Annotated in this window: 15 protein-coding genes; 9 read left to right on the top strand and 6 right to left on the bottom strand. The window is 39.0% G+C overall.

Features of this window, described 5'->3' with window-relative positions:
* Window positions 1-74: 74 nt before the first annotated feature.
* A complete protein-coding gene (locus C0T34_RS12445) occupies window positions 75-962 on the bottom strand; it encodes a LysR family transcriptional regulator (RefSeq protein ID WP_098941521.1) in 888 nt (295 codons plus the stop codon).
* Between the two features lie 139 nt (window positions 963-1,101).
* A complete protein-coding gene (locus tag C0T34_RS12440; RefSeq protein ID WP_109850237.1) occupies window positions 1,102-2,070 on the bottom strand; it encodes a nitrilase family protein in 969 nt (322 codons plus the stop codon).
* A gap of 200 nt (window positions 2,071-2,270) precedes the next feature.
* On the opposite strand from C0T34_RS12440, the gene umoA reads away from it, so the two are divergent.
* Complete coding sequence (umoA, locus tag C0T34_RS12435) at window positions 2,271-2,807, top strand: UmoA family flagellar biogenesis regulator (RefSeq protein ID WP_109850236.1); 537 nt, start codon at window positions 2,271-2,273, stop codon at window positions 2,805-2,807.
* Window positions 2,808-3,060: 253 nt separating this feature from the next.
* Window positions 3,061-3,933, top strand: a complete 873-nt coding sequence (locus tag C0T34_RS12430) for an ATP-grasp fold amidoligase family protein (RefSeq protein WP_109850235.1) — start codon at window positions 3,061-3,063, stop codon at window positions 3,931-3,933.
* A 58-nt stretch (window positions 3,934-3,991) separates the two neighbouring features.
* Here C0T34_RS12430 and fdhD read toward each other — a convergent pair whose 3' ends face one another.
* Entirely contained in the window at window positions 3,992-4,822 is an 831-nt protein-coding gene (fdhD, locus tag C0T34_RS12425; RefSeq protein ID WP_109850234.1) for a formate dehydrogenase accessory sulfurtransferase FdhD, read from the bottom strand.
* Between the two features lie 178 nt (window positions 4,823-5,000).
* On the opposite strand from fdhD, the gene fdnG reads away from it, so the two are divergent.
* From fdnG to C0T34_RS12390, 7 genes are all read left to right on the top strand, one after another.
* Window positions 5,001-8,048, top strand: a complete 3,048-nt coding sequence (fdnG, locus tag C0T34_RS12420) for a formate dehydrogenase-N subunit alpha (protein ID WP_109850233.1) — start codon at window positions 5,001-5,003, stop codon at window positions 8,046-8,048.
* Window positions 8,049-8,059: 11 nt separating this feature from the next.
* A complete protein-coding gene (gene fdxH, locus C0T34_RS12415; protein ID WP_098941527.1) occupies window positions 8,060-8,998 on the top strand; it encodes a formate dehydrogenase subunit beta in 939 nt (312 codons plus the stop codon).
* Entirely contained in the window at window positions 8,995-9,651 is a 657-nt protein-coding gene (gene fdoI / locus C0T34_RS12410; protein WP_075673730.1) for a formate dehydrogenase cytochrome b556 subunit, read from the top strand. Before fdxH ends, fdoI begins: the two co-directional genes overlap by 4 nt.
* 206 nt (window positions 9,652-9,857) lie before the next feature.
* Window positions 9,858-10,778, top strand: a complete 921-nt coding sequence (fdhE, locus tag C0T34_RS12405) for a formate dehydrogenase accessory protein FdhE (RefSeq protein ID WP_075673731.1) — start codon at window positions 9,858-9,860, stop codon at window positions 10,776-10,778.
* Window positions 10,779-10,793: 15 nt separating this feature from the next.
* Entirely contained in the window at window positions 10,794-12,185 is a 1,392-nt protein-coding gene (selA, locus tag C0T34_RS12400) for an L-seryl-tRNA(Sec) selenium transferase (RefSeq protein WP_109850232.1), read from the top strand.
* Window positions 12,182-14,044, top strand: coding sequence for a selenocysteine-specific translation elongation factor (gene selB / locus C0T34_RS12395; protein WP_098941529.1), 1,863 nt, complete (start codon window positions 12,182-12,184; stop codon window positions 14,042-14,044). The genes selA and selB overlap by 4 nt, the downstream gene beginning before the upstream one ends.
* Window positions 14,045-14,153: 109 nt before the next feature.
* On the top strand, window positions 14,154-15,803 hold the full coding sequence (locus tag C0T34_RS12390) for an LTA synthase family protein (protein WP_109850231.1): 1,650 nt from the start codon (window positions 14,154-14,156) through the stop codon (window positions 15,801-15,803).
* A 62-nt stretch (window positions 15,804-15,865) separates the two neighbouring features.
* Here the strand turns inward: C0T34_RS12390 and C0T34_RS12385 are convergent, their stop codons facing one another.
* The 3 genes from C0T34_RS12385 to galU all read right to left on the bottom strand — a co-directional run bounded on the left by C0T34_RS12385 (window position 15,866) and on the right by galU (window position 18,670).
* The gene (locus C0T34_RS12385; RefSeq protein WP_098941531.1) at window positions 15,866-16,294 is read right to left on the bottom strand and encodes a TOBE domain-containing protein; all 429 of its coding nucleotides are present in this window, start codon (window positions 16,292-16,294) and stop codon (window positions 15,866-15,868) included.
* A gap of 314 nt (window positions 16,295-16,608) precedes the next feature.
* A complete protein-coding gene (locus tag C0T34_RS12380) occupies window positions 16,609-17,637 on the bottom strand; it encodes a glycosyl hydrolase family 8 (protein WP_109850230.1) in 1,029 nt (342 codons plus the stop codon).
* A gap of 73 nt (window positions 17,638-17,710) precedes the next feature.
* Window positions 17,711-18,670, bottom strand: a complete 960-nt coding sequence (gene galU, locus C0T34_RS12375; protein WP_226892339.1) for a UTP--glucose-1-phosphate uridylyltransferase GalU — start codon at window positions 18,668-18,670, stop codon at window positions 17,711-17,713.
* Between the last annotated feature and the right edge of the window lie 109 nt (window positions 18,671-18,779).

Raw genomic sequence — 18,779 nt, 5'->3', positions numbered from 1 at the left:
AGGTGTTTTAGCTTTATTATAAGTTATATATTATAAATATAATCATTACTCAAATTAAAAATCTTTTTCATTCACTATATTTTATTTATTTCCTCAGAAATTATTTTTATAAAGATATCACGATCTTTATTCTGAATATTATTATTCCAAATAACACCTATTTCCCATTGTGTATACAAGCCAGATAGTGGCAATAAAGTGACTTTTTGTTTGTCACAAATAAGTTCTGCACTTTTAGGCACCAATGCCATACCTAATCCAGCGGCAACTAATGCTAACTGCGTTTGAATATCTTGTGATTGCTGTAATACACGAGGTTTGATTTGATGATGTTTTAGAAAATCATGGATTTGTTGATACAGTTTTTTTCCTTTTTCAGGAGACAACTGAATAAGCCCAAGCGTATTAAAGTAGTGGAGTGGATCATCATCAGCCTCTAGCACCATAATAGTTTGCGTGGGGATTGCTAACATTAATCGCTCTTGCACTAATGAAATACTTTTTAGTGGCTCTGTAACCGGTAAACGTGAAAATGCCAGATCAAGCTCACCCAAAAGTAATTTGTCTTCCATTGTGTTAGAAGGCATATCATCAATGTGAACAGTAATATCAGGGTGAACACGATTAAATTTTGCCAATAATGGTGTAATAAAATTTAATGAGGACAGACCAAATCCTGCATACAGCTCTACTTTTTGAGGTGCACTTAATTGGCGAGCTTGTTTTTCTAGAATACGGGCTTCTCTTAAGACTGACTGAGATTGACTCAGTAAATACTGTCCTTCAGGGGTTAATTTTGCTCCGTGACGCCCACGCTGAAAAAGAGTGACACCCAACTGAGATTCTAATGTTTTTATCTGTTTAGTGAGTGCGGGTTGGCTAATACAAAGCTTTGATGAAGCTTCACCAAAATGTTCTGTTTCAGCTAAAACAACAAATGCGTTCAATAAACGGGTATCCATGATTAATTATTAATCCTATCTTATTTTTCCTTTTATTATTCTAACATAGAATAAATAAATAAAATTAATAACCAAAAGCAATGCATTAATAATGTAAAACAAAAACAGCCAACAAAATAAAAGCTGTTTTTTTATTGAATTACTCTTTACCAAATCGAACTGAAATAGGATCTTGTTCATTTCCTAATCTTGTCGTTAATATCGAATAAAGTTCAGGTCTTCGCCCTGTTAGCCAGCGTCTTCCTGTTGAGTTTTCTAATAATGTAAGATCAAGATCTGCAATCACCATATCATCATCAATTGCTTTGCTCTCTTTTACTATCCGTCCATAAGGGTCAATGATCATCGTATTACCTGTGCGAATTTCTTCCTCATCACGGCCTACACCATTACTAAATAACACAAACATGCCGTTATCATGAGCTCTTGCTGGTAACCAACGCATTAACCAACCTCTTCCATGCTCTCCTTGAAACGCCTCTTGTAATGATTTGGGGTCTTGATGTCGATTTTCCCAAAGTGTCATAGGGATCGGCTTCATACTATGTGGGCTACGTGAATTTGTTCCACCTGTTTGATGAGGCGCGAGTAAAATATCAGCACCTAATAATGCATTAGCCCGTGCATTCTCAACCAAATTATTATCCCAGCAAATTAATACTCCCATTTTAACGCCCCAAGGGGTTTCAAATACGGTGTATTGCTCACCATTTTTGATGATCGGATGTTCGAAGGCATGTAATTTCCGATGCTTATGCAAAGAGCCGTCAGGCATACAAACAACCCATGTATTATAGAGTGTATTATCTTCTGCCCGCTCAATAAGTCCGACACCTATCGCCATTTGATGCGCTATCGCTTTTTGTTTGATTAATGCTAAAGACTCACTGTCAGAAACACGCTCGCTTAATGCATAGACCGCATGTTCTGGCAATTGAGGAACGTGCCAATATCCAGTAATACACATTTCAGGAAGCACTAATACATTCACCTGCTGACTGACTGCACTATCTATAAATTGATGGATTTTCGCTAAATTATAAGCTTTGTCGTTTGCTTTATGCTGAAACTGCACAGTAGCAACGCGTAGTGTTTTAGATGTGTTCATACGTTTTTACCTGTTAAGCCCTGAATTTCTCTCAATATAAAAACGTATTTATTGCTTAAAAGATAATCACTTATTCTCTATTTTCAATAACCTTTTGGAATGAAATAGGATAACAGCAAGAAATAACAGGGTTCTACACCTCTGTTTCACGGAACAAATACCTTATTTTTTGGCATCATAATGGCAATAAAGGAGTATTTATGTCTGCTAAGTCCCTATTTATAATTCTTTCATTGTTAGGATTATCTGTTTCCTGTTTGGCAGGAGATGGCTTAGTGGATAGAACATGGCCAGCTTCAGGACTAGATACACAAAGCTATCGGCAAGCATTAAGACAGCAAACGGCAAGTTCTCGATATACACTTTTTAATATCACACCAGACATGCCCGTTCCGGGTGGTGCAAGCCATTCTGATCCTCAAGGTATTCGTTATATTGCAATGAAATATGGCCCTTATGGTCAACCAGAACACTACAAAACCTACCAAATTATGTTTTCTCACTATTCAAATAGTAGTACGAAGAAAATTCGCTATTTAGGTGAACTATATACCGTTGTCGGCGATATCTATTTGATTGATCCTTTTGCAACAACCAATGAATGGCAACGTGGCCGTAGCCAAATCGTTGAAGAGTATTATGAGATATTAGATGCTCACGGAAATAGAACTGGCAAAGGATTACGCTTTAATAATTGGGATAAACCAATTCATATAACTAAATGGTCATCAAATTAATATACTCTTAATCAATATTCCTTTTTGTTAACTCTCTCTTAATGTCGTCATTTTTTTCTTTTATTAAAATAAGTACTTTGAATATTAACCTACGTTAATACTTTCTAAGTTTATATAAAAAAACATAAGAATATCAATAACTGACATTATTCTCTTAATTTCTATTTAATTTAATTATTTCTTTATATAGAAGTTTAATTCAAAGAAAAGTTAGTTTTTATTTCACTTATCTATTTAAAATAATCATTAGCTCATGAAAATTATAGAATATTATTTCAAACAGTTTCGTACTATCGTATTACCTGATCGTGTGTATTTGAAGAACAAGTTTATACGTAACTTAGGTTATCAGCCTAACTTTAAAATACCGACATCACTTAATGAAAAAATTAATGCTCGTATGCTATTCGATAGAAATCCAATTTATACGCGCTTAGCTGATAAAATCAAAGTCAGAGATTATGTGATAGAAAAGATTGGCCCACACTATCTTGTTCCTATTATTAACACCTATTCTCATCCTGATGAAATCGATATTACTCAACTTCCTTCACGTTTTGTACTCAAATGTAATCATGACAGTGGTAGTACAATCATCTGCCTTGATAAAGCCACTTTTGATTTTGAAAAAGCAAAGAAAAAGCTTCAGTTTCATTTAAAACGTAATCTCTATCCTGTCACTCGTGAATGGCATTATAAAAAAATCAAAGCTCAAATTCTCTGCGAAGAATATATTGATTTATTTGATACACAAAAGCCAATGATACCAACAACTTGTCGTCTTCACTGTTTTAATGGTCAGCCTCTTTATGCTGAAATTGATATTTCTGACACCAAAGGGAATGAGTATATTAATGTGTATGATACAAATTGGCAGTTACAACCTATCACATTAGAAGATCCCAACACTCCAGAACGTGTTGAAAAACCAACCCAATTTGAAAATATGCTGCAATTAGCCGCTAAAATGGCAAGTGACTTTAATTATTGCCGAGTTGATTTTTTAATGTCTGAAAATAGGCTTATCTTTAGCGAAATGACTTTTACTCCAAATGCAGGACGTATCCCCATCAAACCTAAAGAGTGGGATTACAAATTAGGTGCATTGTGGTCATCAATCAAATAGGTGTAATGCGATAACATGTTCGCATGTAGTTATTACACCTATTTTCAATAATCGCACTTTAGTCAATCAGTCGTTGTGGATGAGTAAACACCGTTGCTCTTCCGCGACGACAAAAACCCACCAGTGTCACATTGTATTTATTAGCCACTTCAACAGCTAAAGAGGTTGCGGCAGAAACAGCGAATAAAATTTCTGCGCCACACATAGCGGCTTTTTGCACCATTTCATAACTGGCACGACTAGAGACTAATACCGCACCTTCATTCCATTTTTCTTGTGCTTTCATACCTAAAAGCTTATCAAGTGCGACATGACGACCAACATCTTCACATCCCCCTTGCATTTCACCTTCTGGCGACAACCAAACAGCGGCATGAGTACAACCCGTTAGCTCTCCAATTTCTTGAATGGTTGTCATCTGCTCTAACGCTTTATCAAGGTTTGAAAGTGAAAACGTTTGTGTAAAAGGTAACGGCGTAATAGGACGGAAAATCTCTTCTAGTTGTTCAGTTCCACAAATACCACAGCCAGTGCGGCCAGTCATATTGCGGCGACGCTCTTTTAATCCCATAAAACGTCGGCTTGATAATTCAACTTGAACTTCAATACCTCCGTTACAACTTTCTACAATTTCGATACTGCGGATTTCATTGGAAGATTCTATAATGCCTTCGGATAAAGAAAATCCGACAGCAAACAACTCTAAATTTTTAGGGCTTGCCATCATAACAACGTGAGAAATTCCGTTGTACACTAATGCAACAGGAACTTCGAGTGCAATATAATCGTCTTCTTGTCTGCTAAGTGATCCTTTGTGTTGCACAATTGTTTGATCTACGCCAATGATTACACGTTTAGTTAACAATTTTGTCGATTTTGTTTCATCCATAAGATGAATTCCTAAATTTATTAATACATAATAACAATACGGGTAAAACGATTTTACACTACCTATCAGGCAATGAACCTGATCCTATTAAGGATAATAGGAATAAAAAAACAATCAGCTCCATTTTCGTGAAGAAAATCAGAGTCAGTAAAAGCAATGTATGATGAGGAGAGACCCCATGCAGGTCAGCAGAAGGCAGTTCTTTAAGATCTGTGCTGGCGGTATGGCAGGTACTACAGCGGCGGCGCTTGGTTTTGCACCAGCAGTTGCGCTAGCAGGTTCACGTCAGTATAAATTACTGAGAGCCCGCGAAACCCGCAATACCTGTACGTACTGTTCTGTCGGTTGTGGACTATTAATGTATAGTCTGGGCGATGGCGCGAAAAACGCAAAAGAAACGATATTCCATATTGAAGGTGACTCAGACCATCCAGTAAACCGTGGTGCATTATGCCCTAAAGGCGCTGGTCTTGTGGATTTCATCCACAGTGAAGGTCGTTTAAAACACCCTGAATACCGTGCACCCGGCTCGGATAAATGGGTAAAACTCTCATGGGAAGAAACGTTTGACAGGATTGCGCGCTTAATCAAAAAAGACCGCGATGCCAACTTCCAGAAATTCAATAAAGAAGGTGTAGAAGTCAACCGTTGGTTAACAACCGGTATGCTTTGCGCCTCAGCAGCAAGCAACGAAACTGGGTTTTTAACTCAGAAATTCTCAAGAGCTCTTGGGATGCTAGCTGTCGATAACCAAGCGCGTGTCTGACACGGACCAACGGTAGCAAGTCTTGCTCCAACATTTGGTCGCGGTGCGATGACCAACCACTGGGTTGATATGAAAAATGCCAACCTTATCGTCGTTATGGGCGGTAATGCGGCAGAAGCACACCCTGTGGGATTCCGCTGGGCGATGGAAGCTAAAATCCATAATAACGCCAAGCTCATTGTTATTGATCCTCGCTTCACCCGTACTGCGGCTGTTGCGGATTTCTATACGCCTATCCGTTCTGGTACTGATATTACGTTCTTATCGGGCGTTATCTTATATCTGCTCGAAAATAAGAAATATCAAAAAGAATACGTTGAGGCTTATACCAATGCTAGCTTGATTGTCCGTGAAGACTACCATTTTGATGATGGTTTATTCAGCGGATATGATGCAGAAAAACGTAAATACGATAAAACCACTTGGAACTACGAGATGGATGAAAATGGTTTCGCAAAACGCGATACCACATTACAACATCCTCGTTGTGTCTGGAATCTGTTAAAACAACACGTTAGCCGTTATACGCCTGATGTGGTTACTCAGATTTGTGGTACACCAAAAGACGATTTCTTAAAAGTCTGTGAATATATTGCTGAAACAGCGGCGAAAGATAAAACAGCTTCTTTCCTGTATGCATTAGGCTGGACTCAACATACCGTTGGTGCCCAAAACATTCGTACCATGGCAATGATCCAATTACTGTTAGGTAATATGGGTATGGCTGGTGGCGGTGTTAACGCACTACGTGGTCACTCCAATATTCAAGGCTTAACTGACCTCGGTCTATTATCTCAAAGCTTACCAGGCTATATGACTCTGCCTTCTGAAAAGCAGACTTCATTAGAAACCTACTTAGCTGCGAATACGCCAAAAGCGACAGTACCGGGACAAGTTAACTACTGGGGCAATTATCCTAAATTCTTCGTCAGTATGATGAAGACATTCTATGGCGATAATGCTCAACGTGATAATGATTGGGGCTTCTCACTGTTACCTAAGTGGGACAAACCTTACGACGTTCTACAATACTTCGACATGATGGATAGAGGTGAAGTCAACGGCTATATCTGCCAAGGCTTTAACCCAGTTGCATCGTTCCCGAATAAGAACAAAGTTGTTCGTTCATTATCAAAACTGAAATTCCTTATCACAATGGATCCGCTAAACACTGAAACTTCATGTTTCTGGCAGAACCACGGTGAAGAGAACGACGTTAAAACAGCAGATATCCAGACAGAAGTCTTCCGTCTGCCAACAACCTGTTTCGCAGAAGAAGACGGTTCTATCGTTAACTCTGGTCGCTGGTTACAGTGGCACTGGAAAGGTGGTGATGCCCCAGGTGTTGCTATCCCTGATGCTGAGATTTTATCAGGTATTTTCCATCGTTTACGCCAACTCTATAGAGAAGAAGGTGGCGCGATGCCAGAGCAGGTGTTGAATATGACTTGGGATTACTTTGATCCTGATAATCCAACATCGGCAGAAGTGGCACAAGAAAGTAATGGTAGAGCATTAGTCGATTTAAAAGACGCTGATGGCAATATCATTCTAAAAAAAGGTCAACTGCTTAGCTCGTTCGCTCAGTTACGTGATGATGGTACAACAGCAAGTGGCTGTTGGATCTTCGCCGGTAGCTGGACAGAGAAAGGTAACCAAATGGCCAACCGTGATAACTCAGATCCATCAGGATTGGGTAATACATTAGGTTGGGCATGGGCATGGCCTCTTAACCGTCGCATTATTTATAACCGCGCATCGGCAGACCCACAAGGTCAACCATGGGATCCTAAACGTAAATTAATCGAATGGGATGGCAGCAAATGGACAGGTATTGATGTACCTGACTATAGCAACGCTGCACCGGGTTCTGATGTTGGTCCATTTATTATGCAGCCGGAAGGTATGGGACGTCTGTTTGCTATCGATAAGATGGCAGAAGGCCCATTCCCTGAACACTATGAGCCAATTGAAACACCATTGGGTACTAACCCACTGCATCCAAATGTGGTTTCAAACCCAGCAGCGCGTATCTTTAAAGATGACTGGAAAGATATGGGTAAAGCAGAAGATTTCCCATATGTCGGTACGACTTATCGTCTGACAGAACATTTCCACTTCTGGACTAAACACGCGCGCTTAAATGCGATTATTCAGCCTCAACAATTTATTGAAATTGGTGAGCGTTTAGCCGCAGAAAAAGGCATTGTTCAAGGCGATACCGTTAAAGTCAGCTCAAAACGTGGTTATATCAAAGCGAAAGCAGTGGTCACTAAACGTATTAGAACCCTTGATGTTGATGGACGCAAAGTGGATACCATTGGTATTCCTATTCACTGGGGCTTTGAAGGTGTTGCAGTGAAAGGCTTTATTGCGAATACATTAACGCCATTCGTTGGTGATGCGAATACACAAACGCCTGAGTTTAAAGCGTTCCTTGTTAATGTGGAAAAGGTGTAAGGAGATAAATTATGTCACTGCAATCCCAAGACATTATTCGTCGCTCTGCTACCAATTCCCTTACTCCCGCGCCTCAGGTGCGGGATTACAAGGAAGAAGTGGCAAAACTTATCGACGTAACAACCTGTATCGGCTGTAAAGCCTGTCAGGTTGCTTGTTCTGAATGGAACGATATTCGCGATAAAATTGGCACTAACGTCGGTGTTTACGATAACCCAACTGACCTAACCGCGAAATCATGGACAGTGATGCGTTTCTCTGAAGTTGAAGAGAACGGCAAACTGGAATGGTTAATTCGTAAAGATGGTTGTATGCACTGTGCTGATCCAGGCTGTTTAAAAGCCTGTCCAGCAGAAGGCGCAATCATTCAATACGCTAACGGTATTGTTGATTTCCAATCAGAACACTGTATTGGTTGTGGTTATTGTATTGCAGGTTGTCCTTTCAATGTGCCTCGCATTAATGAAGAAGATAACCGTGCTTACAAATGTACGTTATGTGTTGACCGTGTCGAAGTCGGTCAAGAGCCTGCATGTGTGAAAACTTGCCCAACAGGCGCGATTCATTTTGGTTCGAAAGAAGCCATGATTAATCTTGCTAATGAGCGTGTTTCTGAACTGCAAACTCGTGGTTACGACAACGCTGGTCTTTACGATCCACAAGGTGTGGGTGGTACACACGTGATGTATGTTCTCCATCATGCTGACAAACCAAATCTGTACCACGGTTTACCAGAAAACCCTGAAATTAGCTCTACGGTTAAATTCTGGAAAGGTATCTGGAAACCATTGGCTGCCGTTGGTTTTGCCGCAACCTTCGCGGGTGCTATTTTCCACTATTTAGGTGTCGGTCCAAACCGTACAACTGAAGAAGATGAAGAAGAAGCGCTCAAAGAGATGGAAGCATCTTCTAAAACACAGACCTCTGTGAATAAGGAGGAGCAGAAATGATGAAGAAGAAAGGCGATAAAATTCTTCGCCACACCGCTTCTGAGCGTATTAACCATTGGTTAGTAGTGATTGTATTTCTATTTACTGCTATCAGCGGATTGGGTTTCTTCTTCCCATCTCTGAACTGGTTCATGAATATTTTAGGTACACCAGAACTGTCGCGTTTGTTACACCCATTCGTGGGTAGCGTGATGGCGTTCCTCTTTCTCTTTATGTTCTTCAGATATCTGAAGCACAACTTTATTGATAAAGATGACTTAGTCTGGGCTAAAAACATTCATAAAGTACTGCAAAATGAAGAAGCTGGCGATATTGGCCACTACAACTTAGGTCAGAAGGGCATTTACTGGACATTAAGTATCAGCCTGATCTTACTAACAGTCAGTGGTGTTATTATTTGGCGTCCTTATTTCGCAGAGTATTTCTCGATCCCAGTGATCCGAATTGCCTTATTAGTTCACTCATTATCAGCAATCTTACTGATAATCACCGTATTTGTTCACGCTTATGCAGCATTCTGGGTGAAAGGTTCAATTCGTAGCATGATTGAAGGCTGGGTAACTCGTGGTTGGGCTAAAAAGCACCACCCTCGTTGGTATCGTGAAATTCTCGAAGAAGAGAAAAAAGAAGCCGAAAAGCAGTCAGAGAAATAATGCCCTAAAGCGTATTTCTGAACAAACGGAGGCTTGTAAGCCTCCGTTTTTTATTCAATTTACGTCTGATTTTAAGACGTAAAAAACAATAAAATCACGCTATTATTACCCACTGTCATGGCTTCGTATCTGTATTTGATTTATTCTGAAGCCAAACCCTGTGGGTATTCACTATAAAATTTATGATAATAGGAAGATAGAACGTTATGAGTATTCGCATCGTTCCTAAAGAGCAATTAGGTAAAGAGCAATCAGAAAAAGGGATCAGTTTCATTCCACCCGTATTATTCCCTAATCTGAAAAACCTTTATCAACGTCGTGCTGAACGTTTTCAAACACTAGCAAAAGATAACCCCTTCGCAGACTACCTTGAATTTGCTGCAGAAATTGTCAAGGCTCAAGAAAAAGCACTTCATGACAATCCACTTGTCATTGATCTTGCTCCACTCCTTGCACAACAAGTCGGCGTAGCGCCTTTAGATAGAAAAACATTTAAACGCAGTAAACATTGGCATGCTTTATTAGCCTCGATTATTGCTGAATTACGTCCAGTTGTGCCTGAAAGTGCCACTATCACTTTAGAAAATCTCTCTAAAGCTTCTGAAACTGAATTAGAAGAGATGGCAACAGCATTACTTAATGATGAATATTCAAAAGTCTCAGCAGATAAATCTGTCTTTATTTGGGCAGCACTGTCTCTTTACTGGGCACAATTAGCAGCAAATATTCCGGGTAAAGCTAAAACAGAATACGGTGAAAATCGTCAATTCTGCCCAGTTTGTAACAGTATGCCAGTGGCAAGCATGGTACAAATCGGCACAACACAAGGTTTACGCTATTTACACTGTAATTTATGTGAAACACAGTGGCATGTCGTACGCATTAAATGCACTAACTGTGAATTAACAGGCAAATTAAATTACTGGTCTTTAGACAGTGAAAATGCCCCAGTGAAAGCAGAAAGCTGTGGTGATTGTGGAAGCTATCTGAAAATTTTATATCAAGAAAAAGATGCCAATGTGGATGCTGTCGCTGATGATTTAGCGTCTATTGTTCTTGATGCAAAAATGGAAGAAGAAGGCTTTGCTCGTAGTAGCATTAATCCATTCCTGTTCCCAAATGAATAATAATTAGGTATTAGCATGACAAATGATACGCGCTCACTTTATAGCCAACTGCCATCTATTGATAAGTTACTGCACCAAGCAGACATTCAAGCCCTTGTAACTTCTTATGGTCAGACATTTATTGCAGAGCATTTACGAAAGTTACAAGAAGAAGCGCGTATCATTATTCGTCAAGAAAACGAGTTACCACAATGGCACAACCATTGGGCTGATGAATTAAAAAATCGCATTACATTACAACGAAAATCCTCGATTAAACCTGTTTTCAATTTAACAGGTACCGTTTTACACACCAATCTAGGGCGTGCATTAATGGCAGAATCCGCCATTGAAGCCGTTAGCCAAGTTATGCGTTCACCAGCAACCTTAGAGTATTCTCTCGATGGTGCTTCAAGAGGACACCGTGATCGCGCTATCGCTGACTTGTTATGTGAATTAACAGGAGCAGAAGATGCCTGTATCGTAAATAACAACGCAGCAGCTGTTTTACTGATGCTTGCAACAGTGGCCCCAAATAAAGAGGTTGTTGTTTCTCGCGGTGAATTAGTTGAGATAGGTGGTGCTTTTCGTATCCCTGATGTAATGACACAAGCAGGCTGTACACTCAAAGAAGTCGGTACAACAAACCGAACTCACCTTAAAGATTATCGTAACGCCATTAATGAAAATACGGGTTTGCTAATGAAAGTTCATACTAGCAATTATTGTATTCAAGGCTTTACAGCTGAAGTGCATGGCGATGAACTTGCTACGCTTGGTAAAGAGATGAACTTACCAACCGCTATCGATTTAGGCAGTGGCTCAATGACTAATTTAGCAGCCTTAGGTTTACCTTCAGAGCCAATGCCACAAGATTATCTGCAACAAGACATCGACCTTGTCACCTTCTCTGGCGATAAACTGTTAGGTGGCCCACAAGCAGGGATAATCCTTGGTAAAAAAATGTGGATTGAGGCTATTCAGCGCCATCCTTTAAAGCGTGCATTACGTGTTGATAAAATGACATTAGCTGCTTTAGGCGCCACATTACGCCTTTATCAGCAACCTGAAAAAATGGCTGTTGAAATTCCGACATTACGTTTGTTAACTCGGACACAAACAGAAATTAATGATATGGCGCAACGGTTATTGCCTCATTTTCAGGCATATTATGGGGATAACTACCATATCACGATATCCTCATGTGCTTCTCAAATAGGCAGTGGTTCGTTACCTATTGAAAGTTTACCGAGTGCAGCACTTACCTTTGAAGCCAAAGATGGAAAAGGTAGCCAGTTAGATGCGCTAGCTGCGCATTGGCGTAATTTAGAAAAGCCAATTATTGGTCGAATTACTGATGGTCGCCTGTGGCTTGATCTGCGCTGTCTTGAGGATGAAAATGCATTAATACAGGCACTTTTACTATGATTTTTGCGACAGCAGGTCACGTAGACCACGGAAAGACCACTCTTATACAGGCCATTACTGGGGTAGATACGACCCATTTACCTGAAGAGAAAAAACGAGGCATGACCATTGATTTAGGTTATGCCTATTGGCGTCAAGATGATGGAACCTCAATTGGTTTTGTGGATGTTCCCGGCCATGAGAAATTTCTTTCAAATATGCTCGCAGGTGTTGGTGGGATCTCTCATGCACTATTAATTGTGGCTTGTGACGATGGCGTTATGGCCCAAACCATCGAACATATTTCTATTTTACGTCTTGCTGGCTGTCCTCAAGTTACCGTTATTCTCACCAAAGCAGATCGCGTTACACCTGAGCGAATTGAAGAAGTCCGTTCACAAACAATCGATGTATTAGCCAATTTAGGCTGGCAACAACCTGATATTTTTGTCACCTCAGCCCCTTCTGGTGAAGGTATTCCAGCGCTTCGTAACTACCTTGTTGAGTTGCATCAGCAAGAGCAACAACACCCTCAATGGCATAAGCGTTTTCGTTTAGCAATAGACCGTGTTTTTAGCATTAAAGGGGCTGGTTTAGTTGTCACGGGTACCGCACTTGCAGGACAAATCTCTGTTGGTGATACCTTTTGGCTAACTGGCGCAGATAAACCAGTAAGAATAAGAGCCTTACATGCACAAAATCAGCCCGTAGAGAGCGCGGGGGCAGGTCATCGTATTGCAATTAATATCACAGGGGATGTCAGTAAAGAAAACGTCTCTCGTGGTGATTGGTTACTTTCTCAAGCACCTAACTATCAATCTCATAAAATATTAGTCAGTTTAATTGGAGATGAACCTTTAAAGCATTGGCAGCCTGTGCATATTCACCACGGTACACGCCATATTACAGGTCGTGTTGCTCTTTTAAATGATGCTAATGAAACACCACAGTTAGCAGAGCTTATTCTTGATGAATCCCTTTGGCTGGTGGATAACGACAGACTTATTTTGCGCGATATCAGTGCTCAACGCACTTTAGCCGCAGCGAAAGTCTTACATTTACACTCGCCACGTAGAGGTAAACGACAAGCTCAGTTCTTAACTTGGTTACACCAACTTGATAGCGCAGACAACGTTAGTGCCAATTTAGCGTTATGTTTACCAAAAGGTGAACTTCCTCTAAGTCAGTTTGCTTGGGCTCAGCAATTAACTGAGAGTGCGCTAACTCAGTTATTAGAAACCTTTGATTTAGTCAGCGTTGCAGGCGTTATTCTTTCTAAAGAAAATGCTGATAATGCAAAACAGAAATTACTCGATACCCTTGAGGAATATCACCAACAACATAATGACCAAATGGGTGTGGGTCGTTCTCGTTTAAAACGGATGGCACTACCGACTTATCATGATGAATTGGTCTATCACTTAATAGATCAATTACGTAAAGAAGGTGCTATTAGCCAAAGTCGTGGTTGGCTTCATCTCCCAACTCATGGTCTTGCTTTTTCTCCAGAACAAGATGCGCTATGGCAAAATGCCAAAGCCTACTTTGAACAATCTGAACCTTGGTGGGTACGTGATCTAGCCAATGAAATGAAAAATGATGAGAAGGTGATCCGCTCATTATTACGTAAAGCAGCGCAATTAGGTTTAATTATTCCGATTATTGCCGATCGCTACTATACACACCAAACAATAGAAAAATTTGCATCTATCATTGTGAAATATAATGAAAGCAATGGCAGTGTTACCGCCGCGGATTTCCGTGATGAATTATCCGTTGGGCGTAAATTAGCAGTGCAAATTTTAGAATATTTTGATCGTACGGGTTTTACTCGCCGCAAAAAAGATCTTCATATTTTACGAGACAAAGGGTTATTCTAAATACAGATGTTAATTTAGGCTAAATAAATTTATTTAGCCTATTTAAGGTTATCGCCTACAATATTTGTAAAATACCCCTTTATTCTTTATCGCTATACTCGGAAGAGATATGAAAAAAATATTAGGAAGTGCATATCTTGCACTTATTCTTATAGCCTCACTCTTTATTGTTTTTGAGAAAATAACGTTTATTTATACTGCACTTCTTTCAGTAGGTGCTTATTTTATTCTTTTTTCTCTTTGCTTTATTTTATCTGCTCGAGTCTTATTTTCGGCTATTACCACCGGTACACTCTTCCTGATAACTAAGTTTATTAATCAGCTCAAAGTCCATTATTACAAAGAAACATTAATGTTCTCTGACTTTGATTTAGCTTTTGATAGCTCGAATTTAGGGACATTAGGCCATTATTGGGAAGCCGGTGTTGCATTGATTGCGATGCTAATATGGCTTCTTATCAATATGTCCATCGCTTGGCGTTTTTCCCAAAAATCACGCCCAGCCTTGCGTATAAGTAGCCTACTCTTAATAGTCATTGGGTTTACCACTATCCATTTCACCGTAGAAAAATGGCAGTCTGAATGGGAAGGCACACTTCCGGGTGGACGAGGTACTGTCACTAATTTAATCATGTCTGGTTACCAAACGGCTTATCACCCTCCTTATTTCAAGGAAAATGCGGATTACTTCCTTGAACAAGCAAATAAAACCGTATTACCAGAAACACAAACAGACATAAAACCTGACATTGTCGTTTTATTACAGGAATCGACAGTTAACCCTCATATTTATCAATTTAATACAGATGTTGCACTGCCTGATTTATTTATGTTCCAAAAAGATGAAGGTGTGAGTGCACAAAGCCCTTTACGTGTACAAACCTTTGGTGGTGGTACTTGGCTTTCTGAATTTTCTGTATTAACAGGGCTAAATACGGATGATTTCGGTGCACGCAAAAACTCCGTATTCTATTTTGTTGTCGATAATCTTAATGAAAGTTTATTCCGCCAACTAAAAGCTGAAGGTTATTACACTGTTTTACTCACCCCGTTTAATCGTAGTGCTTACCATGCAGGTTACGCTTATGAAAAAATGGGAATTGATGAAATCATTCAACCTCAGGAGCTTGGCTACCCGGGAACATTAGAGGAAAACCTCTGGAAGATATCGACAGTAGATATGCTGGGTTACGTTGAAGAGGTACTGAAGAAACGTACAGACAAACCCTTGTTCATATTCTCATTAACTATGTATGAACATGGCCCTTATGACGAATCACACAGAGATATGTACCAAATTGCAGGTCATACAGAAAGCAGTAATGCACCGGGTAAATTTAGCCACTATATGGAAAAAATAATTACCAGTGATCCGGCAATTAAAGATTTCTCTAATTTTGTCGCCCAAAGAGAAAAACCGACAATGTTTCTCTATTTTGGTGATCATCAACCTAATATTGAGCTAAATAATTACCAGTCACCATTTACTAACCCCGCACATATCACTCAATTCACATTGAGAGACAACCTAACGCAAGGTGCGTCACTTTCAACGGGTGAGTTAACGGATATTAGCTTCTTAGGTGGCATGATACTGGAGCGTGCTCGTTTGCCATTATCTCCTTTCTACAAAGCAAACATTCAAATGCGCCATTTATGTGAAGGTAAATTAAATGACTGTGAAGACGAGAAATTAGTTAACAGTTATAAAAATTATATCTATAACAAACTTAAAGTTGCAGGTAGTACAGATAATTAATATCAAAAAGAAAGAGGCTAAATATTTAGCCTCTTTCTTTATTTCAAGAAATAAACTTGCAATTATTTGCGTGTCGCAACAATCACACTTGATGCTTTCACTAACGCTAAAACATCACTACCTTTTGCCAGTTTCATCTCTTGTAAGCTTTCATTTGTAATAACAGCTGTCAGTTCTAAACCTTTAGCTGTTTCTAAATGAACGGTAGAGTTCACCGCACCTTGTGCGATTTGAGTTACTTTACCTAAAAATTGGTTACGTGCAGAGAAATTTAAACCGCAATCAGGCAGTGCTAAAACAACCCACGGCGCTTTAATAATGGCAATTGCTTCGCCATCTTTTTTGATCTTTAAACTGTCACAGCTCTCTTTAGTAATAATTGTGGCAAGCTTCTCTCCATGGGCTAAAGATAAAATCACTTCGCTATTAACGGCACCTTCAATAATATCAACAACTTTACCAACTAACTGATTGCGTGCTGAAACTTTCATTTATTCACCTCTATTCTATTATTGATGAGAAATTATATTAATAACACTACCAAATTACTGAGATAACTTTAGCATAAATATCATCAAATAAATTATTTTCAGATCATAGTTTAAAGTTTGTTTATTGTTTAAAAACATAGTGTTACAAAAATATAGAGATAACAAGTTACTATTAACTTATTAGAATCGAATAAGTATAAATAATTTATAAAGTTATTTTTTTAGCACTATCAATATAAAAAAATAGATAACTTAATACCTTTCTGTATTAAAAGGAATTTAAGCTATCTATCATTCAAATTAATTAAATATACTTATTGCCCGTTTTGAGCAAAGGCCGCTAATAAATGTAAAGCGGAAGAATAATAATCCGTATCTTTACTTAAATCGACATCTTCAATAGGTGTTTTCATCGTTAAATCTCTCACCGCCATCATGCCGGGAGTAAGGTTATATTCAGCGCACTCTTGAGCATCAATACTTACCCAAGCTGGGGTTTTATAACGATCAAATTGCTGCCAAAACTGCACAAAAGGTTGTAGCGCTAATTCATCATGTGCCCAAGCTAAATAAAGCGGAATACGTATTGCGTCAAAGCTAAATCGTGCAGGCCATTTTTCACTCGGTTCTATCTTTCCATCTGGATATAAACTTACCCAGTCTGTTGGTAATTGATATTCACCAAATCGCATGTTTCTAAGTAAAGACTGGCTATCATTAATTAACGCTTTCCAGCGAACATCTTGGCTTGTGCGGTAAAAATCTTTCCATGCTGGGAAAATAAAATAGGATGGGTTAATAATAATTTCTTCTGGCGTTTTAAAGCCATTAATACCGGGTGAAAGAACGGTATAATTTTTTGTCTTAATTAAGGTATGTTCCAAAATAGCGTGTTGAATAGAATCAGAAGCTGAAAGGTAACTTTCATCATTCCATTTTTCGCCAGCTTTTAATAATGCCCACGCAATTAAGATATCACCATCTGTCGCATTATTAGGATCAGGGGTATGTTCACTATTTTCAGGCTCATAACGCCATTTAAATAAACCTAAATCGCCACGATAAAGAGAAGCTGCTGTCCAGCGCCATAACTTATTAAATGTTTCATGATCATCACTCATCACAGCCATTAACATGCCATAGCCTTGACCTTCAGAGTGTGAAATATTTTTGTTAGCGCTGTCTATAACTCGCCCATCATCCTTAATATAGCGCTCTTTAAACTGTTGCCATCCTATTTGAGTATCTGCTGCCTGTATTGAGGGTGAAACCATAAGCAACAAACCTAAAATAAAAAAGGTGGAAAATAGAAAATTACAACGAGATAAGTGCCTAAAAGACATTGCCTTTCTCTCCTGCTATTGCCGACCGCTATCTTAGTTCGGTCGGCATATTGCATATTATTTCAAGATAAACTCAAAAGATAGCAACTATCTTTTGTGCTTCACTTACTTCATCTTCTTCTATGACTTCTGTTTTGGGTAACAATGTTTTTTCACAAAAGTCCTGCATCCAAGAAGTAAATTCTTCTTTTAACGCAGAATTATGTAGGCCATATTCAACAAAGGCTTTCATATATCCTAGCTTATTACCACAGTCATGTGATTTACCCACTAAGGTATATGCTTCAGCGACTTCTTTTTTCAATAACAAATCAATCGCATCCGTTAATTGAATTTCACCACCTACGCCAGCTGGTAGACCATCTAATAATTCCCAGATAGCTTCAGAAAAAACGTAACGGCCAACAACAGAAAGATTAGAAGGCGCATCTTCAGGATTTGGTTTTTCTACGATACGACGAATAGGCGCCCAATTACCTTGAGGACAGAAAACCCCTTCACAATCTACAACACCATATTGTTGCACTTGGCTCATTGGCACAGGTTCAACCATAATTTGGCTACGTTCTGTTTTTTCAAAACGTTTTATCATTGCTGATAAATTATCATGTTGAGGATCACAATAGTGTGCATTTAATAAAACATCTGGCAGTAAAACAATAAATGGATTATTACCGATAACTGGACGTGCACAGCAAATTGCATGACCTAAACCTAAAGCATGGCCTTGGCGAATTTGAACAATTTTGACATTGTCAGGGCAAATTGATCGCACTTCTTCTAATAATTTATTTTTAATACGCTGTTCCAGCATATTTTCTAATTCAAAGCTGGTATCAAAGTGATCCGCAATTGAATTTTTAGAAGAGTGAGTCACTAAAATAATTTCCTCAACACCTGCCTGAGCACACTCTTCAACAATATATTGAATTAAAGGGCGATCAACGATTGGCAGCATTTCTTTAGGAATTGATTTTGTTGCAGGTAACATACGAGTACCTAATCCAGCAACAGGGATAACCGCTTTCATCATAATAAAATCCTCTAATAGATATTTATCTAAAACTAATATTTAGTATTATTTTAAATTTACGCTTATATTTCATCAGGAATGCTAGATATATTTTAAAAACAGTCATCTC

Source organism: Proteus sp. CA142267 (assembly GCF_003336825.1).
Classification (GTDB): Bacteria; Pseudomonadota; Gammaproteobacteria; order Enterobacterales; family Enterobacteriaceae; genus Proteus; species Proteus terrae.
The sequence above is the reverse complement of the archived record's forward strand: the minus strand, read 5'-3'. Positions and strand labels throughout refer to the sequence as shown.